22 protein-coding genes are annotated in these 19,739 nt (G+C 71.5%); 21 read left to right on the top strand and 1 reads right to left on the bottom strand.

The genetic code is table 11. The features are described 5' to 3' along the window. Nucleotides 1-307: 307 nt before the first annotated feature. The 18 genes from ACWDD7_RS21580 to ACWDD7_RS21495 all read left to right on the top strand — a co-directional run bounded on the left by ACWDD7_RS21580 (nucleotide 308) and on the right by ACWDD7_RS21495 (nucleotide 16,542). Nucleotides 308-688 (top strand): RapZ C-terminal domain-containing protein, encoded by a 381-nt coding sequence (locus ACWDD7_RS21580; RefSeq protein ID WP_450458531.1) that lies wholly within the window; start codon nucleotides 308-310, stop codon nucleotides 686-688. 104 nt (nucleotides 689-792) lie between these two features. Beyond that, complete coding sequence (locus ACWDD7_RS21575) at nucleotides 793-1,086, top strand: hypothetical protein (RefSeq protein ID WP_450458530.1); 294 nt, start codon at nucleotides 793-795, stop codon at nucleotides 1,084-1,086. Continuing rightward, nucleotides 1,086-1,466 carry an RRQRL motif-containing zinc-binding protein gene (locus ACWDD7_RS21570; RefSeq protein ID WP_450458529.1) on the top strand — a complete coding sequence of 127 codons (381 nt, stop codon included), beginning with the start codon at nucleotides 1,086-1,088 and terminating at the stop codon, nucleotides 1,464-1,466. Before ACWDD7_RS21575 ends, ACWDD7_RS21570 begins: the two co-directional genes overlap by 1 nt. A 42-nt stretch (nucleotides 1,467-1,508) precedes the next feature. Then, complete coding sequence (locus ACWDD7_RS21565) at nucleotides 1,509-2,564, top strand: hypothetical protein (RefSeq protein WP_450458528.1); 1,056 nt, start codon at nucleotides 1,509-1,511, stop codon at nucleotides 2,562-2,564. 244 nt (nucleotides 2,565-2,808) lie between these two features. Next, nucleotides 2,809-3,105, top strand: coding sequence for a hypothetical protein (locus tag ACWDD7_RS21560; protein WP_450458526.1), 297 nt, complete (start codon nucleotides 2,809-2,811; stop codon nucleotides 3,103-3,105). Between the two features lie 13 nt (nucleotides 3,106-3,118). After that, nucleotides 3,119-3,346, top strand: coding sequence for a hypothetical protein (locus ACWDD7_RS21555; protein WP_450458525.1), 228 nt, complete (start codon nucleotides 3,119-3,121; stop codon nucleotides 3,344-3,346). Nucleotides 3,347-3,967: 621 nt separating this feature from the next. After that, nucleotides 3,968-4,990 (top strand): hypothetical protein, encoded by a 1,023-nt coding sequence (locus ACWDD7_RS21550; protein ID WP_450458524.1) that lies wholly within the window; start codon nucleotides 3,968-3,970, stop codon nucleotides 4,988-4,990. A gap of 2 nt (nucleotides 4,991-4,992) precedes the next feature. Continuing rightward, a complete protein-coding gene (locus ACWDD7_RS21545; RefSeq protein WP_450458523.1) occupies nucleotides 4,993-7,110 on the top strand; it encodes a hypothetical protein in 2,118 nt (705 codons plus the stop codon). A gap of 221 nt (nucleotides 7,111-7,331) precedes the next feature. Beyond that, nucleotides 7,332-7,523 carry a hypothetical protein gene (locus tag ACWDD7_RS21540; RefSeq protein WP_450458522.1) on the top strand — a complete coding sequence of 64 codons (192 nt, stop codon included), beginning with the start codon at nucleotides 7,332-7,334 and terminating at the stop codon, nucleotides 7,521-7,523. Between the two features lie 19 nt (nucleotides 7,524-7,542). Continuing rightward, nucleotides 7,543-8,043: a hypothetical protein gene (locus ACWDD7_RS21535; protein ID WP_450458521.1), complete on the top strand. Its 501-nt coding sequence runs from the start codon at nucleotides 7,543-7,545 to the stop codon at nucleotides 8,041-8,043. A gap of 16 nt (nucleotides 8,044-8,059) precedes the next feature. Further along, nucleotides 8,060-8,509, top strand: a complete 450-nt coding sequence (gene ssb / locus ACWDD7_RS21530; protein WP_450458520.1) for a single-stranded DNA-binding protein — start codon at nucleotides 8,060-8,062, stop codon at nucleotides 8,507-8,509. 88 nt (nucleotides 8,510-8,597) lie between these two features. Beyond that, on the top strand, nucleotides 8,598-9,875 hold the full coding sequence (locus tag ACWDD7_RS21525; protein WP_450458519.1) for a DNA cytosine methyltransferase: 1,278 nt from the start codon (nucleotides 8,598-8,600) through the stop codon (nucleotides 9,873-9,875). Nucleotides 9,876-9,964: 89 nt separating this feature from the next. Further along, on the top strand, nucleotides 9,965-10,879 hold the full coding sequence (locus tag ACWDD7_RS21520) for a bifunctional DNA primase/polymerase (protein ID WP_450458518.1): 915 nt from the start codon (nucleotides 9,965-9,967) through the stop codon (nucleotides 10,877-10,879). Continuing rightward, on the top strand, nucleotides 10,876-11,292 hold the full coding sequence (locus ACWDD7_RS21515) for a hypothetical protein (RefSeq protein WP_450458517.1): 417 nt from the start codon (nucleotides 10,876-10,878) through the stop codon (nucleotides 11,290-11,292). The genes ACWDD7_RS21520 and ACWDD7_RS21515 overlap by 4 nt, the downstream gene beginning before the upstream one ends. Then, nucleotides 11,289-12,554: a DUF3631 domain-containing protein gene (locus tag ACWDD7_RS21510; protein WP_450458516.1), complete on the top strand. Its 1,266-nt coding sequence runs from the start codon at nucleotides 11,289-11,291 to the stop codon at nucleotides 12,552-12,554. Before ACWDD7_RS21515 ends, ACWDD7_RS21510 begins: the two co-directional genes overlap by 4 nt. A 168-nt stretch (nucleotides 12,555-12,722) precedes the next feature. Then, nucleotides 12,723-12,968 carry a helix-turn-helix domain-containing protein gene (locus ACWDD7_RS21505; RefSeq protein ID WP_450458515.1) on the top strand — a complete coding sequence of 82 codons (246 nt, stop codon included), beginning with the start codon at nucleotides 12,723-12,725 and terminating at the stop codon, nucleotides 12,966-12,968. An 83-nt stretch (nucleotides 12,969-13,051) separates the two neighbouring features. Next, a complete protein-coding gene (locus tag ACWDD7_RS21500) occupies nucleotides 13,052-14,317 on the top strand; it encodes a tyrosine-type recombinase/integrase (protein WP_450458514.1) in 1,266 nt (421 codons plus the stop codon). Nucleotides 14,318-14,877: 560 nt separating this feature from the next. Beyond that, nucleotides 14,878-16,542, top strand: coding sequence for a penicillin-binding transpeptidase domain-containing protein (locus ACWDD7_RS21495; protein ID WP_450458513.1), 1,665 nt, complete (start codon nucleotides 14,878-14,880; stop codon nucleotides 16,540-16,542). A gap of 13 nt (nucleotides 16,543-16,555) precedes the next feature. Here ACWDD7_RS21495 and ACWDD7_RS21490 read toward each other — a convergent pair whose 3' ends face one another. After that, on the bottom strand, nucleotides 16,556-16,894 hold the full coding sequence (locus tag ACWDD7_RS21490) for an SsgA family sporulation/cell division regulator (protein ID WP_392214986.1): 339 nt from the start codon (nucleotides 16,892-16,894) through the stop codon (nucleotides 16,556-16,558). Between the two features lie 151 nt (nucleotides 16,895-17,045). Here ACWDD7_RS21490 and ACWDD7_RS21485 point away from each other — a divergent pair, with 151 nt between their 5' ends. From ACWDD7_RS21485 to ACWDD7_RS21475, 3 genes are read left to right on the top strand one after another with little or no spacing between them, the layout of a single operon-like run. Next, nucleotides 17,046-18,092: an energy-coupling factor ABC transporter permease gene (locus tag ACWDD7_RS21485; RefSeq protein ID WP_351864240.1), complete on the top strand. Its 1,047-nt coding sequence runs from the start codon at nucleotides 17,046-17,048 to the stop codon at nucleotides 18,090-18,092. Between the two features lies 1 nt (nucleotide 18,093). Then, entirely contained in the window at nucleotides 18,094-18,855 is a 762-nt protein-coding gene (gene cbiQ, locus ACWDD7_RS21480) for a cobalt ECF transporter T component CbiQ (RefSeq protein ID WP_392214983.1), read from the top strand. 7 nt (nucleotides 18,856-18,862) lie between these two features. Beyond that, nucleotides 18,863-19,645 carry an energy-coupling factor ABC transporter ATP-binding protein gene (locus ACWDD7_RS21475; protein ID WP_450458512.1) on the top strand — a complete coding sequence of 261 codons (783 nt, stop codon included), beginning with the start codon at nucleotides 18,863-18,865 and terminating at the stop codon, nucleotides 19,643-19,645. Nucleotides 19,646-19,739: the final 94 nt, after the last annotated feature.

Raw genomic sequence — 19,739 nt, 5'->3', positions numbered from 1 at the left:
GGGTTTCGGCCCGTACTGGCGAGGTGGCCCGGCGACCGCGAGCAACGGCCGGAGAGTGGGGACGAGGTCCCCCTTGCAGTGCTCCATCCCTGTTGCTCGATCCCAAGGAGGTTCCGATGTTCCGACGAAGACTCCAGGCGCCGCCGTCGCTGGACCGGCGATCGTGGCGTGCCCACCGCGTCACCTGACCGCCGCAGCATTCGCCTGCGGCCGGCTGCCTCTCCCGTCCGTCCGGACCTGCTCTGAGCAGGCCGTACGGACGGGAGCGCGGGGAGCCGGAACACCCCTTCGCCTCTCGGGAGTCCTCATGGCTGTTGTCGAGATCGTCAGCTTCGGCTACCTGCATGACGAGCCGCCCACCGCTCACCTCACGATCGATCTGCGGCACCACTTCCGTGACCCGCACGTCTCGCCGGAGCTGCGGTACATGACCGCGAACGACGCGCCGGTACGGGCCGCGGTGCTGGGCACGCCCGGCATCACGGACCTGGTGGAGGCCACCGCCGCCGCGGTCGCCGCGTTCGCCTCCGGCCCGAGCGCCGGAACCGTGACCGTCGCCGACGGGTGCGCGGGCGGCCGGCACCGGGCCCCGACCTTCGCCGACGCGCTCGCCGAGCGGCTGACGGCCGCCGGACACCAGGTGAGCGTTCAGCACCGCGACATGGACAAGGCCGTTGTGAAGCGCTGACGGCTTCAGCACAGCGGTTCAGGAATCCCCACTGATCAGCCGCAAATGACTCACGGCTCCGGCGCTCATGCCGGCGCCGTTCCCGCCTTCTGGAGGCCCGTCCCATGAAGTACATCGTTGCTGGCCATGAGGCCATCAGTCCTGAGGAGTTCGCGGAGCTGGCGCTCGGCACCCCCATTGAGCTGTGGCTCGGGATGGAGGGTGAGTCCGCGGAGGAGCGCGCGGCACGGCTGGACGCGGCGCGGGACATCCTCGCCGACCCCGAGTACCGCAATCTCCCCGACGACCTGATTCGCGTGGCCGCGCGAGCCGTCGAGGACCACTTGGACCTGTTCAACGTGGTCCCGCTGGTCAGCCTCACCCGCTGCCGCACGACGCGCAAGGGGATCGCGGCCTGATGACGTCGGCGTTGAGCGAGTGCTTCGACCCGACCGGCGCCCGGCACGGCATACCGACCTACCCGTGGCGCTTGGCCCCGGAAGGGTTGGCGACCAGACGGCAGTTACGAGCCCGGGGCCTGCGGCCTGGCGGACAGCCGGTCGTGGGGCAGGTGCTGCGCCCTCGCCGCCGGCGCGGCCCGCTGGTCGCCTACCTCTACCGGCTCGATGAGGCCAAGCCGGTCCGACCGATGACCCCGGCGAAGCGCCGGGCGCTGGAGTGCGCGATGCGCGCCCGCCGGACCTGCCCGCAGTGCCGCAGGGACGCCGGCTACGTCATCCCCGGCTCGCTCGGGGTGTGCGTCCCCTGCGCCTACCCCGACGACCAGCGCGCCGCCTGACCGGCCCGGTCAGGCGGCCGAGTTCTGACAAGGAGACAAGCAGTGAAGCATCCCCCGGAAAGGTCCCTGAGCAGGGGCCAGGCACTCGTGCTGGGCGCCGCCGCCCTGCCCATGGTCGGCTTCGGCGGCCTGGGCGCATGGGGCACCTACAGCAACATCACCTCCGTCTTCCACCGCTCCGCCACCGCCCTGGGCATGGTCTCCGCGGGTGAGGGAGCCACGCTCGTTCTGGCGCTGACCCTGGTGGGCCTGACCATGCTGGGCCAGTCCTCCCCGGCCGCGGTGCGGGTCGGACTGTGGACGCTGCCCGCGGTGGCTTCCGTGACCGGAGCCGCGGTCGCGCCGACGGGCACGGAGTCGGTGGTGTTCGCGTTCACCCCGATGGCCATGTGCGTGGCCGCGGAGGGCATGGGCCTGCTGGCCCGCCGCATCGTGGTCTTCCGCACCGGCGTGGACGCCGAGGCGCAGCGCCGCAACGCCGTGGTCATGCAGAAGCTCGCCTACCACCGGGCCCGCGCCGCGAACCACCCCGACGAGAAGGCCCGCAACGCCTCGGAGCTGACGTCGTGGAAGCTCGCGGAGAAGGTCGGCGCGGGTGACGCTCTGCTCGGCGCGCACCTGGTCGACGTGCAGCGCGAGCGGATGACGGCCGGCGCCGATGCCGCGCTCGCAGGCATGTTCGCTCTGCCCGTCACGGCCGCAGCCCCCGCCGTGACGGCCGCCCCCGAGCCGCCCGCCGTCGAGCCCGCCCGGGAGGAGGGCGTCACGCCCCCCGTGACGGAGGAAGACACGCAGGTCACGGCCGAGCCCGAGACCGTTCCGGCCGGACCCGTCACGCCCGTGACGCCGCCCGTCACACCCCCCGTGACTCTGGAGGAGATCGCGGCCGTGGCTGGCGTACCGACCCCGCAGCCCGCCGAGCCGCTGACCGACGCACAGCTGGTCGTCGTCCTGCGGCACCTGCGCTACACCGACGACCCGCCGCTGTCCTACCGCCAGGCCGTGACCGCCTTCCGCGAGGGCGGGTTCGTCGGCGGTGAGCAGCGGGTGCGCAAGGCGTGGGGGTCACTGATGTCCCACGAGGAGACCGAGGCGTAAGCCGACGTCCGGCACCACCAATGAGGGCCAGCCCAGGGAAAGTGGGCTGGCCCTCGTTGCGACTGCCGGAAGCAGTCGAGCACCAGTGAAGCAGACCCGGTGAGCCCCGGCGAGCGGCACCACCGCAGACCCGGCGAGCAGACCCGGCGAGCCTTCACCTCCCACCCCGGCGGGACGGCCCGGCGGGGTGCCATCTCAATGCCGCTTTCAGACAGGAGTGTTGAGCGTGAATCCGACTACGTCTGTGCGTCGCCGTCTGATCCTTTCCGGCACCGTTGCCGCCTGCGCGGCATTGGCCGGGGCGATCGGCGTACGACTGTCCGACTACGGCGTGCCCGTTTCGCTGCTGGTGGCCTGCTCGACTTCGTGCCTGGCCACCTTCACCAGCCTGGCCTTTCGCTGCACCGAGGCCCTGTCCACCGTCACGCACCGGTGCAAGCAGCCGGGCTGCGACTTCCGGGTACGGCTGGCCAACACTGACGCCGCCGAGAACCGGCGCTGGCAGGAGATGGCCGCCACCCACCCCCACCACATGAACTGAAGGGGCTTCCACTGTGCCGACTCCGGCCTGCACGGGTACCGACGACCGCGTCGAGTACTTCTTCATCGTGACCGCCCAGCTTGAGGGCGCCAAGCACGTCACCATCTCGAACACGATCCAGGTGGCGCTGCGCGACTCGCGCGCGAAGGTCTACCAGGTGATCCGCGAGTACGTCACCCGTCAGATGGGCTACGGCGGATTCACCATCCTCTTCTTCTACCTGGAGCCCAACCGGCTCTGATCAGCCCTCTCTCGCACAGGAACCCGGACGCGCACGCCCTCACAAAGCACCGCGTCCGGGTCCTGCTCGACTCCGCAAAAGGGAGTGGTCCTCAGCATGACCGACATCAGCACCGAACCGGTAGCCGTCCCGGCCGCCGACACACCGCCCCCCGAAACGCCCCCGCCCACTGAACAGCCCACGCCCACAACGGGGCCGGAGCTGGCACACACGCCGGGCGGCATCCCCGTGCTGCCTCTTGCTCTGTCCGGCACCAACGGAATGGTCGGGGCGGTGGGCGCCGCTGCTCTGGCAGGCGGCGGCCCCGTCGCACTCGCCGTGGCCGGCGGCAGCGCCGCCCTACTGGGTGCGACAGCCGCCGTACGGGCCCGCCGCAGCACCGCCAAGGGGCACCGCGCGAAGGGAGCGACCGGCGCCGGTCGCGGCGGGCGCACGCCCTCCATGCTCCGCAGTGCCGGCGGCGGTTCGTCGTTTGGGAAGCAGGGCCGCGGGACGGGCGGCAAGTCCCGTACCGGCAGCGGCACATCGGGCGCTCGGCACGGCACGGGCGCCCTGCGTCACGGCGCTGGCCAGGACCGTCACGCCGGGCGTCACGGTGGCCGTGACGCGTCACGCTCCTCCGTGACGCCCACCGCGGGCGGCGGGCGCGGTGGCCGGGCCAGGCAGATACGAGACCTGCGCAAATCCGACCGGGCGCAGACGCCTTCGCGTGCGGCGGCCCGGCAGCAGACCACCGCAGCGCGCCGTGCGGTCGCCGACGCCCGCCGCGACGCCCGCGCCAAGGTCCGCAAGGACAAGGCCGCGGGCGGGCACGGGGCGGCGCGCCGTGCGGCGGGCTGGGCGGCCGGGAAGGCCGCGGCCGGGTCCCGGGCCCTGGTCAACCGGGCCCGTGCCGCCCGCGACCGGCACACCAACGCCCGCATCGAGGCCAAGCGCGACCAGGTCCGCAAGGCGCCCGCCCGTCGCCGTGCCCGCTGGGGGCTGCTGAAGTCGGCGGCCCGCTTCCAGGGCCGCCGCCTGCTGGCCGCCGTCCTCGGTGGCGCGGTGGGGGTGCTGGGCTGCCTGACCACGCCGCTGGGCCGAAAGCTCGGCTGGAAGTGGCTGATGCACCCCGGTAGGCGCCTGTACCGGCGGCTGATGCAGACCGCCCGCGAGCAGCGCGCCGCCCGCGACGAACAGATCCGCGAGCGCCTGCGCGCCGAGGAGACCACCACCGACACCGACGCGATCGGCGACCGCGTCGAGCGCCCCGCCCACACCATCCCGACTGCTCCGATGTCTGATCAGGAGGCCATCAACGTGTCTGGTTTCAAGTTCGAAGAGGCCGCGGCGGAGATGGAGAACGCCGCCCGCAGCTACGAGCCCGACGGGAACATGGAAGTCCTCGCGATGATCGACAACCTCCCCACGGCGCTGCTGTCCGTCGCCAACACCTTCCGCATCCTCGCGGAGCGCTCCGACGCCGAGTTCGCCTTCGAGAAGGACGTCGCGGACGGCTTCGACGACATCCACCGCACCCTGCTCAACGCCGTGGACGCCGCCGAGACCCTCGTCCCGCTGTTCCGCGGGGTCCACGCCGCGGACATCGCCCGCCACGAAGACCCCCGCAACGGCACCGAGGCCGAGAAGGGCTGGAACGTCTGACCATGGCCACCACCGCCACGAACAACAGTGGCCCGGTGCTGGACTGGGCGGCCGGTCACGGACCTGTGACCGGCGCCCTGTCCGCGACCACCGGAGCCTTCGCCATCGCCACCACCGGCGCCGCCACCAGCATGCCCCCGGGCTGGGCCCTCGCCGTCGGCGCTGCCGGCGCCCTCGGCCACACCGTCGCCGGCCTGCGCGTGCGCAACGCCGGCCGCACCATCGCCACCCGCGCCGCCTCCTGGCTCGTCGGCGCCGGATGGACCACCTGGGCCATCACCCACGGCCCCCTGACCTGGACCGCCCTGGGATCGCTCGCCACCATCGGCGTCGGTATCGGCGCCGCCACCCGCTCCACCAACCTCTACGAGGAGGCCCGGGAGGAGGAGGCGATCGCCGCGGCCGAACGGCAGGTCGCCGAGGAGCTGTCCGCCGAACGCCGTGCGATCGCCACCGAGTGGGTGGACCGTATCCAGCGGGTGTGCGGGATCACCGTGCGCGTCCTCGCGGTCGAGTCCTGGCCCACCGGCACCGGGTTCTCCATCGACGCCGAACTCCCGCCCGGCGGCGCCACCTACGCCAAGATCGCATCCGAGTCGGCGAAGCTGTCCGCTGATGCCCGGCTGCCCCACGGCTGCACCGCCACCGCCTCTCCCGGCATCCACCAGGGCCGGGCCATCATCGACGTGACCACCGTCAACGTCCTGGAGCAGGAGCGGACCTACCCGGCCGAGTACGGGCCGCTGTCCGTGCACACCGGAATCCCCTGGGGCTACCGCACCAACGCCGAGGAGATCCGCGCCTACCTGCGCGAGCAGTGCGCACTCGTCGTCGGCCCGACCGGCTCGGGCAAGACCAACATGGTCCACAGCATCCTGGCCGGGTTCGCCCGCGCCGACGACATCCTGACCTGGGTCATCGACCTGAACGCCGGATCGGCGGGCCTGCCCTGGGTCCTGCCCGCGCTGAACGGGGAGATCAAGCGGGCCGACGGCGGTCCGGTCCGGCCCGGGATCGACTGGCTCGCCGGCACCTACGACGAGGCCATGACGATGCTGGACACCGCGGTGAAGGTCGCCAAGCAACGCAAGATGGCCTACCAGGACCTGCTCGCCCAGGCCAACACCGACCTGCTGCCCATCAGCGCACGGATTCCCCAGATCATGCTGGTCATCGACGAAGGCGCCGAGATCCTCGCGAGCGCCGACCGCAACGTGCGCAAGCTCGGGGAGAAGATCCTCGAAGTCATCCGGATCGCCCGCGCCATGGGCGTCCGCACCGTCCTCACCGCCCTCGGCGCCACCGGAAGCGTGCTGGGCAACCTCATGATCCGCCGGGAAGCCAAGGTGCGCGTCGCCCTGACCGGCGGCGAGACCGAGGGCATGGACCTGTCGAAGATGTTCCCCGGCTCGCGCGGACTGCGCGTCGACCAGGCCCCGTTCAAGGGCGCCGGGTTCATGAGCACCCCCGAATCCCCCGCCGCCCTGTTCAAGGCATGGCGCATCCTCCCCAACCAGATCCGCGAGATCATCGCCGCCACCTCCGACCGGCACCCCGTGCTGGACGACATCTCCGCCAAGGCCGCCGGCCCCGCCTACGCCCGCCGCTGGGACACCGACCGCACCTCCTGGATGCGCGACCACACCCCCACCGACGACACCCCGAGCGACCCCGCGCCGCAGACCGCTTCGGGCAGGACCGGACTGAACCTGTCCGCGCTCCGCGGCGAGCAGGCGCCGGACCCGACGGTCGAGGCTGAACTGGCGCGGTTCCGCGAGCAGATCGACGCCGAGTTCGCCACCGCCCCCGACCCGAGCACCACCCGCCCGGCCAAGCCCCAGGGCGAGCGGGCCGGGCTGAACCTGTCCGCCCTGCGCGGCGAGCAGGACAGCCCCGCACAGCGGGCGGCACTCGCGCTGCTGCTCGCCGCCGGCCCGGACGGCACTGGCGCCTCCGCGATCGCCCGCGACCTCGCCGACGAGCACGGCACGACCCGGCAGACGGTCGTCGGCTGGCTCAAGACGTGGGTGCAGGACGGCACCGCCGTCCGCGTCGGGGAAGGCACCAAGGCCCGCTACGTCCACCACCGGCACGCCCCCGAACAGCCCTCCGAGGACTGACCAGACAGCCCCTGTCGCCTCCCCGGAACACAAGCCGCCCCACCGGGCCGTGAGGCTCGAAAAACGGCTTCTGACCTGCGAGACGACAAGCGACAAGACAAGACAAGCGACAAGCCGCACGACAAGCCAGACGACAAGCAACGCGACAAGCGACAGCACGGGCCGCCCCCACGCCCCGGGGGCGGCCCGCCGCGTTGCACGACCCCCTCGGGAGGCCCCTCGTGATCGTGACCCTGTCCGCCGTCGCACTCTTCGGGGTGCTGGCCTTCGTCCTGCTGCGCGGCCGCTACGTCGGCCCGTTCAGCGCGCTCGTGCTGTTCCTGTTCGGCTTCTTCACCGCCGGCACCGGCGCCGCCACCACCATCACCGCCGTATGCCGCGCGATCGCCGGCGCCGCCCGCCAACTCACCTGACCCCGGCAGGGAGCCCGCCATGCCCGACCACGACCCCACCACCCGGCCGCTGCACATGACCGACGCCGAAGCCGCCGCCGCAGCACGCCGGATCCTCGCGGACGCCTACCAGCCCACGCCGCACATGCCGACCGCCTACCGCGACCCGGCCCCGCTGCCGGCATACGGGCCCACGCCCCCGGTTCCGCAGCCGGACCGCCGGATCGTGCCCGCCTGGGCCGCCGGGATGGCGGTCGCCGGGATCGGCGTCGGCGCCACCTGCGTGGGGCTCGGCTGCGGCATCTGGCTCGCCTGCAAGGGACTCACCGCCGTGACCCTGTCGTCCGTGCTGTTCGTGACCCTGCCCATCGCCGCCTTGGCCGCCGTCGCCACCGCCATCGGCTCCGCCGTCCGCTCGGTCAAGGCCACCCGCACCGAGACCCACCACCACTACTCCGGCCCCGTCCGGCTGGAGAACAACACGATCACCGCGCCCGCGTACGGGCTGATCGCCCGCAACCGCAACGAACTCAACCGCTGACCTGGAGAGGAACCCCATGTCGTTCGGAGAGACCCCCATCACCCTCGTCGGCAACCTGACCGACGACCCCGAGCTGAAGTTCACCGAGGGCGGCGCCGCGCTCGCGAAGTTCACGATCGCCGTCACCCCGCGCAGCTTCGACCGCACCAGCAACCAGTGGAAGGACGGCACCACCGCCTTCTACCGCTGCGCCGCCTGGCGCGCCCTCGCCGAACACGTCGCCGAGTCCCTGCTCAAGGGCTCCCGCGTCGTCGCCACGGGCCGGATGCGACAGCACGACTGGACCACCGACCAGGGCGAGAAGCGCTCCATGCTCGCCGTCGAGGTGGACGACATCGGCGCGTCCGTCCGCTTCACCACCGTCCAGATCAACGCCAAGCGCCCCGCCCAGAACGGCCCCACCGCGAACGACCCGTGGAACACCGCCGGCAACCCCGCCCAGCTGGGCGACGAGCCCCCGTTCTAGACGCGCCCGGGGTGACCGCCTCTCTCGCCAAAGACACGCGGTCACCCCGGCCAACCAGTCCACAACAGACCTGTTGGAGGCATCCAGCATGACCCATGACCCCGCCATGCCGCTGGAGGGCGGCAACATCAGTCTGTGCACCGGATCCGCCGCCCTGGACCAGGCCGTGGAAGCCGTCACCGGCCTGTCCACGGTCGTGGTCGCCGAGAAGGACCAGGCCGCGTCGCGGTTGCTGGCCGCCCGGCTGCCGCACGCCCGCAACGTCGGTGACATCACGTCGGTCGACTGGCCGGCGCTGGCCGCCACGCTGCCGCGCCCGGCGTCTCTGACCGCCGGATTCCCCTGCCAGGACATCTCCAACGCCGGACCTCGGGGAGGGATCGCCGGTGACCGATCGGGACTGTGGAAAACCGTCGCCCACGCCATTCGCCACCTTCGACCCCAGCTCGTGTTCCTGGAGAACGTCGCCGCCATCCGAAGCCGGGGACTCGACGTCGTCGCCGCGGACCTGGCCGCGATCGGGTATGACGCGCGGTGGGTGTGCCTACGAGCTGGAGATCCCGAAGTCGGAGCCTGCCACCGGCGCGACCGCTGGTTCGCCGTCGCGTATCCCGCTGCTGAAGACCCCCACCTCACAACTGGGACGCAACGGCGGACCCCAACACCCGGACAAGCGCAAGGCGGGCGGGCACGGGCCCACGCTGGAGGACGAAGTGGTCTTCTTGCTGCCCCCGACGGACGCCTGACCCTGCTGCCCACCCCGGCCGCCGCCGACGGCACCGGCGGCCCCGGGATCTCCCCGAAACGGCGGGGCGGGATGAACCTGCGCACCGCCGTCACCCTCCTGCCCACCCCGGCCGCGCGCGACTGGAAGTCCGGCGCCTCCAACCTGCTGGGCGTCAACTCCCGTCCACTGAACGAGGTGGTGGTCAACCTGCTGCCTACCCCGAAGGCGTCGGACGGGCCGCACGGCGGGCCGAACCAGCGCGACAGCGCCGGGAACTACTACCTACCCGGCCAGGCCGTCCGTCTGGACGGCCGGTGGGTGGCCACCAACGGCACCGACTACGGGCCCGCCATCCACCGCTGGGAAACCGTCCTCGGACGGGCCGCACCGGAGCCGACCGAACCGGGCACCAAGGGCAACCGCCGGCTGTCCCCCGCCTTCGTGGAATGGATGATGGGCGCCGATCCCGGCTGGGTCACGGACGCGGACCTGGGTCTGTCCCGCTCCGACCAGCTCAAGATCCTCGGCAACGGGGTCGTCATCCACCAGGCCATCCACGCCTACCGCGCGCTGCTCGCCACCCTCGCGCCCGAAGCCGCCGACCCCGCCCCGGCACAGCTCGCCCTCGACATCGCCTGATACACGCCCGGGGTGACCGCCTCTCTCGCCAAAGACACGCAGTCACCCCGGCCAACCAGTCCACAACAGACCTGTTGGAGGCATCCAGCATGACCCATCGCACCACCCAGCGGCGAGAGCGCCTGCTCTCCGCCGCTCTGGCCACCATCACGCGCGGCTGGCCCGTCATCCCGCTGCACCCCAGCAGCAAGCGCCCGGCCGGACACCCGGAACGTTCCTGCCCCGGCACCGGCCGGTGCGCGGGCGGGCACCGAACCCCCGAACAACGCGCCACCACCGACCCGGAGTTGATCCAGGCCGCGTGGGCGCGCACCGCGTACAACGTGGGGATCGCCACCGGCCCGGCCGGGCTGCTCGTCATCGATCTGGACGTGTGCAAGCCGGGAGAGGAAGAAGGAGCGCCTGACGGCGCCGCTTCTCTGGCAGCGCTCTGCGAGCGCGCCGGCGAGCAGCTCCCATCCACCTACCAGGTGCGGACCCCGAGCGGGGGCCGCCACCTGTACTTCACCGCCCCGCCCGGAGCGAAGCTGCCCGGCAGCGTGAACCGGCTCGGGCCGCACATCGACACCCGCGCGTGGGGCGGCTACGTCGTCGCCCCCCACAGCACCACCCCCGACGGCGCCTACGAACTGCTGGACGACGCCCCGCTGGCCCCGTTGTCCTCGTGGCTCATCCCGCTCCTGACCGAGCCGTCCCGGCCCGCCGTGGCGCCCGCGCCGCTGCTCGTCCCGGAGGCGGTCACCCGGCGGGCCAAGGCCGCGCTGGAGCGTGAGGTCGCAGCGGTCGCGGGCACCGGCGAGGGCGGCCGGAACACACGGCTGCTGGAGGGCGCCCGCGCCCTGGGACGGTTCGTCGCATGGGGCGAGATCCCCCGGGACGTGGTGGAGGAGGCGTTTCAGGCGGGGGGAGAGGCGGCCGGACTGCCGGCGGCCGAGTGCCGGGCCACCATCCAAAGCGCCCTGAACTGGTCCATCCGCACGTGCCGTCCCAGGGACGCCGCGTGACCCCCCGCCCTGAAAAGCCTTCTCAGTCCGCCGCCCCGCGCTCGCGCCCGGCGACTGGTGACGCCGGTGGGGGCCGTGGCACGAAGAACGACTGCCGACAGGCAGTCCTTTCATCTCTTCGTCCTGACCCGCACCCGACCGACCACACCCGCCACCACCCCGACGACCCGACGCCGGACCGGCCGGGCATCCGCATCTCCGCCCCGCCGGTCTACCGCCACCACTACGACGGCGCCCGCTGGTCCAAGCGCTACCGCGACACCCCCACCGCCGCCTACGCCTGCCCCTGCGGCGAGACCCGCACCGCCCGCGGCCACGACGCCGTGGCCGCCCTGATCACCGAGTACGCCGCCCACAAGCACTTCTGCACCGGCACGCCCGGTACGCACACCGAAAGGAGGAACGCCGCATGACCAGCGCCAACCCGGCTGCCCCGTCCATCGACGGCGCCGCCCTGCTCGATGAAGTCGAAGCGTTCCACCGCCGCTTCAACGTCTTTCCCACCGAGCACGCCTACGTCGCCGTCGCCCTGTGGGACGCCCACGCACACCTGATGGACGCCCTGGACGGCACCGCCCGCCTGGCCTTCCTCTCCCCGGAACCAGGCTCGGGCAAGTCCCGCGCTCTGGAGATCGTGGAAACCCTCACCCCCCGCGCGGCCACCACCGTCAACGCCTCCGCCAACGCCCTCTTCCGGCTCGTCTCCGCCGAGGAGGGCACCCCAACGCTCCTGTTCGACGAGATCGACACCGTCTTCGGCCCGAAAGCCGGCGGGAACGAAGAGGTCCGCGGGTTCCTCAACTCCGGATACCGGCGTGGTGCCAAGTCGCTGCGCTGCATCGGCGACGGCACCGACCAGAAGGCCGCCTTCCTCCCCTCCTTCTGCGCCGTCGCGATGGCCGGACTCGGGTCGCTGCCGGACACGATCCTGACCCGCTCGATCATCATCCGCATGCGCAAGAAGGCCCCCAACGAGACCTGCGAGCCCTACCGGCGCCGCATCCACGAGAAACAGGGCCACGCCCTGCGCGACCGCCTCGCGGAATGGTGCGCCACCCTGCACGACCAGGTAGCCGAAGCCTGGCCCGAGATGCCCGAAGGGGTCGTGGACCGGCCAGCCGACGTGTGGGAACCGCTGCTCGCTGTCGCGGACGCTGCCGGCGGGCACTGGCCCGAGCGGGGACGCGCCGCCTGCCTGGCCCTGATCAAGGCCGCCAGCGTCGGCGACGAAGCATCCCTGGGGGTGCGACTGCTGACCGACCTGCGCGACCGCGTGTTCTGCGGCGTGGACCGGATGCCCACCGCCGCCATCCTCGAAATCCTCCTCCAGCTCGATGACTCCCCATGGGACGACATGAGCGAGGACGGTCAGAGCGTCAAACCTCTCACCGCCCGTCGGCTGTCCAAGCTCCTGAGCCAGTACACGAAGCCCGACGACACCCCGATCAAGCCGAAGGGCATCCGGGTCGGCAGCACCACCCCCAAGGGCTACTACGCCGACGACCTCCGGGACGCCTGGAACCGCTACTGCCCCCCGGACCCTCAAAAGTCCGCAACATCCGCAACAGCCGCAACACCGCAGGTCAACGAGGGTGCACCTGTGGCGGGAACCCCTGCCGGGAGCCGCCACATGTTCGCGGAACCCGACACACGGACCCTCCGCAGCGTCGGCTGACCAACCTCACCCCGAAAGTGCCGCCAGGCCCCCGCCTGGCGGCACCTATCCGCAACAGCAACAGATCCGCCACAGATTTACACCCGCTGACCTGCAATGTTGCGGCGTGGCGGATGTTGCGGATTCCCCAGAAGGGCACGCGACGGAACGCGCAATGAAGGGCATTTGATGAGCACGCCTTCTCGTACTCATACCGACCCGCGCATCACACTTCGGGCTGGCCTCCCGGACCGGTACCTCACCCCGGATGACATCGCCGAGATCTTCGAGGTGCCCGTCGAAACCGTCTACCAGTGGCGCAAGAAGCGCACCGGGCCGCCCGGCTTCCGCATCGGCAAACACCTCCGCTACGACCCTGCGGACGTCCGCACCTACGTCACTGAGCGCAAGAACGCCGACCGCAACGCCGCCTGACACGACCCATCACACAGCCCAACCTGAAGGGAGGGCCACACCGTGGCCCTCCCTTCCCACGCTCGGAAGGGACCACGCCCTGCATGGCAGGTCACATCCAAGACCGCTGGTACAAGAACGAGACTGGTGCCGACGGCAAGACCGTCCGCGTCAAGGCCGACCGCCACGGCACTGGCCTCCGCTACCGCGCCCGGTACGTCGGGCCGGACGGCACCGAGAAGAGCAAATCCTTCAGGGACAAGGAGCTGCGCCTGGCCAAGCAGTGGCTTGCGCAGATCGAGGCAGACATGTCGCGCGGCCAGTACGTCGACCCGCGGACCTCCCGCACGACATTCCGGCAGTACGCGGAACGGTGGGTCAAGACGCACACTGGCGAGATCAACAGCCGTGAGGCTGCGGAACGTCGACTCAGGCTGCATGCCTACCCTCACATCGGTTCTCGCCCGCTCGGCTCCTTCAAGCCCGAGCACATCCGCGCCTGGATCGCCGCCCTGGAAGCCACCGTGCCGGCGGAGTCCCACCGTCGCATCATCGTCGGCACCGTCTCCGCGGCACTGAGTGCGGCGGTCGATGACGGGCTCCTTAACAAGAACCCCTGCCGCGCCCGCACGGTGCAGCTCCCGAAACCGGGCAAGCCGCGCGTCATCCCGTGGACGGCAGTGCAGGTCTTCGACGTGCGCGCTGCCCTAGCCCGGCGCTTCCAGGCGTCCGTGGACATCGGCGCCGGATGCGGTCTGCGTCAGGGGGAGATCTTTGGTCTGGCCGACGAAGAAATCGACTTCGAGAACGGCTGGCTCACCGTGGCCCATCAGCTCAAGCGCATCCGCGGCAAGTACGTCTTCGCATTGCCGAAGGGTGGCAAGGTCCGGAACGTGCCGCTGCCCAACGCTGTGGCCACCGCGCTCCGCGTCCACTCGGCAGAGTTCGAGCCGATCGAAGTGACGCTGCCGTGGCGCACGCCCGACGGCCCCCTGGTGACGAAGCGGCTCATCTTCAGCGGTGTCGAGGGGCGGCACGTGCGCGTGAGCCACTTCAATGATCACCAGTGGAAGCCCGCCCTGTCTGTCGCAGGCATCATCCCGGCGCGCGAGGCACGTGAGCGGTACGTGTCGGCCCGCGAACACGGCATGCACGCACTGAGGCACTTCTACGCGTCCGTCCTGTTGGACGCGGGCGAGAACATCCGGGCCCTGAGCCAGTACCTCGGTCACAGCGATCCGGGGTTCACGCTCCGGACGTACACGCACCTCATGCCGAGTAGTGAGGGACGCACTCGGAACGCCGTCGATGCCCTCTACCGGTCTTCCAATTCTCAAGATCACGGCCCAGAGACGGCCCAGGCGGCCTGATCCAGCCTTGGCAAGAGGTGAACGCGCTGGTCGGGGCCCGTCGGCCCCGGCTGCGCGGACTTCATCTACTTCTGGCCCCTGTTCACCGGCACGGCGATCCCGATCGACAGCTGGCGGGCGCGGATGTGGCTCGACACCTGGGTCTAGCCGGGTCGGCGCGTGTGCCCGGAACCCTGGCCGCGGCCTTCCCGGGCACACCGCGTCCATCGGTCAATGCGGCATAAATCCATGGCCTGTTGACGGCCCAGGCCGCCCCGCAGCCCAGGATCAGCTGGCAGCAATGCACCAATACCGGCGGCTATGTGACGAACCTGGGTCCTGGCAGTTATGTCTGCCAGGGCGGGATGTACGGCGGGGCACCCATCACGTCGATGTAGGCCGTCTCGGCCTCCTCCCGTTTCCGGGTACACCGACCCGCCCGACCCGCCGATCCGATTGTCGCAACCGTGCTACGGAATGACCGGGGACGTCACCCACCCCGCTCGGGACTTTAGGGTAAGTGCCGTCGTTGGGGAGTCGAGGGGCTGCGGGGAACCCGGAAGCGCGGAGGAACAAAGGCTGTGGGCAAGAGAAGACGGGTCGCCGAACGGCGCACGGCCCCGCCCGGTGTGATAGGCGGAGTGATCGCCCTGGTTGCCTGCGGCGCCGGACTCACCGCCTACGCGCTGTACGGCGGCGGTTCGGCGGCCGGCGAGTCGAGCGCCACGGCGCACCACGAGAACGTGAGGACCGGCCCCGTCAGCGCGGCCGAGGTACGGACCGCCGCCACCCGCTTCCTGACCTCCTGGCAGCAGGGCAGGGTCACCGACGCGGCGGCCGTCACGAACGACCCCTCCGCCGCCTCCGCCCTGCTCACGGGCTACGGCAAGGACGCCCACCTCACGGGCGTCACGCTCACCCCGGGTACCGCCACGGGCGCCAAGGTGCCCTTCTCCGTCAAGGCGACACTGGCCTACAAGGGCGTCTCCAGGCCGCTGGCGTACGGCAGTTCGCTCACCGTCGTACGGCGGGCGAGCGACGGCGAGCCCCTGGTCGACTGGCACTCCTCCGTCGTCCACCCGGACCTGCGGGACGGCGACACGCTCGTCACCGGCGACTCCGGCACCCCGCCCGTCAAGGCCCTGGACCGCGACGGCGGCGAGCTGACGGCCGCCCGGTACCCCTCGCTGGGCACCGTGTTGGACGGGCTGCGCGAGAAGTACGGCAAGAAGGCGGGCGGCACGGCCGGCGTGGAGCTGCGCGTGGTGCGCGGCAAGGCGTCGCGGACGGCGAAGCTGTCCGACAAGACGCTGGTGACGCTGAGCCAGGGCACCCCGGGCACCGTGCGGACCACGCTGGACCCGAAGCTCCAGGCGGAGGCCGAGCGGCAGGTCGGCAGGAAGGCGCGCGCCTCGGTGGTCGTACTGCGGCCCTCCACCGGCGAGATCCTCGCGGTCGCCAACAGCGCGCACGGCTTCAACGTCGGTTTCCAGGGCTCCCTCGCGCCGGGCTCCACGATGAAGATCGTGACCTCGACCATGCTGTTCGAGAAGAAGCTCGTCACCCCGAACGCCTCGCACCCCTGCCCCAAGACGTACAAGCTCGCGGGCTGGACGTTCCACAACGACGACGACTCCGAGATCAAGAAGGGCACGTTCAGGACCGCGTTCGGCGCGTCCTGCAACAACGCCTTCATCAACTTCGCGCCCAAACTGTCGAACAGCGATCTGACCAAGGAGGCCCAGGAGGTCTACGGCCTCGGCATGGACAACTGGGCCATCGGCGTGCCCTCCTTCGACGGCTCCGTGCCGGTGCAGAGCGGCGCGCAGATGGGCGCCTCGCTGATCGGCCAGGGCGGGGTGCGCATGAACCCGCTGAACATGGCGTCCGTCGCGGCCACCGTGCAGTCGGGCCGCTTCCGCCAGCCGTACCTGGTCTCCCCCGACGTGGACCACCGCACCCTGGCAAAGGCCGCGCGCACCATGTCCGCCACGACGCAGTCCCAGCTCAAGGACGTCATGAAGTTCACGGCGGACTACGGCACGGCCGCCAAGGCGATGGCCGGCCTGGGCCCGGACTACGGGGCGAAGACCGGCTCGGCCGAGGTCGACGGGCAGAAGAAGCCGAACGGCTGGTTCACGGCGTACCGGGGCGACCTGGTGGCCGCCGGCGTGGTGCAGGCCGGCGGGCACGGCGGCGACACGGCGGGCCCGATCGTGGCGGACCTGCTCAGGACGGGCGGCTGACGCCCCCGCCGGTTCAGTTGTGCACGGGCACGGCCGTGTAGGTCCGGCGCAGGAAGCGGATCAGCGCCTTGGAGTCGAACTGGAGCACGTCGACGCCGTCGGCGGAGTGGAACTCCACGACCGCCTGGACCCGCCCGCACGGCCACACCCGTACGGAGCCGCTCTCGGCCGGTGCGCGCAGCCCCCGTTCCAGCAGGGCACGGGAGAAGGTCCACTCATGCGTGCCCGGGAGATCGATCCGTACCGAGCGTGGATCGTCGTCGGGGTCGTACCGCAGCCTTACCGGGACGGCCCCGGGGTCCTCGCCATCCGTGACGACATGGGCGCGCGCGTACTGTTCGATCACAGACATCGGATCGCCCTTTCACGCTGAGTGACCTATGCGAAAGCTCTTTGTCCGCTTTCTCTCCAATGTCGCACATTTTCCGGAACATGCCCCCGGAGGCCGCTGGCGAGAATCTGGTACTTGCAAAGGATTCGCAACAAGCGTCTAAAATCAAACGGTGCATGTACCTGACGGATTCATCGACGCCCCCGCCTCCGCCGTCACCGGGGTGGTCGCCGCCGGTGCCCTCGCGGTGAGCCTGCGCGGCGCCCGCCGGGAACTGGACGAGCGGACGGCCCCGCTGGCCGGGCTGGTCGCCGCGTTCATCTTCGCCGTGCAGATGCTGAACTTCCCCGTCGCGGCCGGCACCAGCGGCCATCTGCTGGGCGGGGCGCTCGCCGCGATCCTCGTCGGCCCGTACACGGGCGTGCTGTGCGTGTCCGTGGTGCTGCTGATGCAGGGTGTGCTGTTCGCCGACGGCGGGCTGACCGCGCTCGGCGTGAACATCACGGACATGGCGCTGGTGACCACGGTGGTGTCGTACGCCGTCTTCCGCGCCCTGCTCGCCGTGCTGCCCCGGGGCCGCCGCTCGGTGACCGTCGCCTCCTTCGTGGCCGCTCTCCTCTCCGTGCCGGCCGCGGCCGTCGCCTTCACCCTGATCTACGCGGTCGGCGGCACCACCGACGTCTCGATCGGCAAGGTCGCCACCGCGATGATCGGCGTCCATGTGCTGATCGGCGTCGGCGAGGCGGTCATCACCGCGCTGACGGTCGGCGCCGTGATCGCCGTACGCCCGGACCTGGTGCACGGCGCGCGCGGGCTGCGGCAGCGGCTCCGGCTGCGGGTGGACGGCGAACTGGTGGACGCCCCGGCCGGCGCGCCCGCGCCGGTGGCGGCGCGCACCTCCCGGCGCGCGCTGTGGGCGGGCGGCCTGGCCGCCTCCCTCGTGCTCGCCGGTCTCGTCAGCTTCTACGCCTCCGCGAACCCCGACGGCCTGGAGAAGGTCGCGCACGACAAGGGCATCGACACCCAGGAGAAGAAGCACGCCTCGGCCGGCTCCCCGCTCGCCGGCTACGGCGTCGCGGACGTCTCCGACCAGCGGCTGTCCGGCGGGCTCGCGGGCGTGATCGGCGTCGGGGTCACCGTGGTGGCGGGCAGCGCGGTGTTCTGGGCGGTACGCAGACGCCGCGCCGTGGACGCCTCGCCGGTCGACTCGGGTCTGTGACATGGGAGCCGGCCACGCCCATCGGCTGTACCGGCACGGGGACTCTCCCGTGCACGCGCTCCCGCCGCACACCAAGCTCGCCGCCGCCTTCCTCTTCGTGCTGGTCGTGGTCTCGACCCCGCGCGAGGCGATGTGGGCGTTCGCGGTGTACGCCGTGCTGCTCGCGGTCGTCGCCCGGCTCGCCCGCGTCCCGGCCGGGTTCCTGCTGCGGCGGCTGCTGATCGAGGTGCCCTTCGTGGCGTTCGCCGTGCTCATGCCGTTCGTCGCGGAGGGCGAGCGGGTGCACGTCCTCGGGCTCTCGCTGAGCGTGAACGGGCTGTGGGGCGCCTGGAACGTGCTCGCCAAGGGCACCCTCGGCGTCGCCTCCTCCGTGCTCCTCGCGGCCACCACCGAGCTGCGCCAGCTCCTGCTCGGCCTGGAGCGGTTGAAGCTGCCGCCGCTGCTGGTGCAGATCGCCTCCTTCATGATCCGCTACGGCGACGTCATCACGGACGAGATGCGCCGGATGCGGATCGCCCGCGCCTCCCGCGGCTTCGAGGCACGGGGCGTACGGCACTGGGGGGTGCTCGCCAAGTCCGCCGGCGCGCTGTTCATCCGCTCCTACGAGCGCGGGGAGCGCGTGCACCTGGCCATGGTGAGCCGGGGGTACGCCGGTTCGATGCCCGTCATCGAGGAGGCGACCGCCTCCCCCGCGCAGTGGCGCCTCGCCCTCGCGCTCCCCTGCTCCGCCCTCGTCGTCTGCCTGTTGGGATGGACCCTGTGAATCCGGGATGGACCCTGTGACCACGACCCGTGCGACCGCCGCCTCGCTGGAGGTCTCCGGCCTCGCCTTCGCCTACCCCGACGGCCACCAGGCCCTGTTCGGCGTCGACTTCACCGTCGGACGCGGCGAACGGGTCGCGCTGCTCGGCCCCAACGGCGCCGGCAAGACCACCCTGGTGCTGCACCTCAACGGCATCCTCGGCGGCGGCGCCGGGGCGGTGACCGTGGCCGGACTGCCCGTGGACAAGCGGCACATGGCGACCGTCCGGCAGAAGGTCGGCATCGTCTTCCAGGACCCGGACGACCAGTTGTTCATGCCGACGGTGCGCGAGGACGTGGCGTTCGGCCCGGCGGCGGCCGGCCTCAGGGGCGCCGCCCTGGAGGAACGCGTACGGCACGCCCTGGACCGGGTCGGCATGGGCCACTTCGCCGACCGGCCGCCGCACCACCTCTCGTTCGGGCAGCGGCGGCGCGTCGCGGTGGCCACCGTGCTCGCGATGGAGCCGGAGATCCTGGTCCTGGACGAGCCGTCCTCCAACCTCGACCCCGCCTCCCGGCGCGAGCTGGCCGACATCCTGCGCTCGCTGGACGTGACGGTCCTGATGGTCACGCACGACCTTCCCTACGCCCTGGAGCTGTGCCCGCGTGCGCTGATCCTCAGCGACGGGGTGATCGCGGCCGACGGCCCGACGGCGGACCTGCTGTCCGACGAGGAGCTGATGCGGGCGCACCGCCTGGAGCTGCCGTTCGGCTTCGACCCGCGCTCGGTGGCCCGGCTCCCTCAGGGGTGACAAACATAATGATTACGGACACTTGATCTCATCGAGGAATCGCAGGCCCGCACCCGCTGTTGCACCCTCTGTCGCAGGTGAGCGGAAGGGAACG

The organism is Streptomyces sp. NPDC001056 (assembly GCF_053598955.1).
This window is presented reverse-complemented; position numbering and strand designations above follow the sequence as displayed.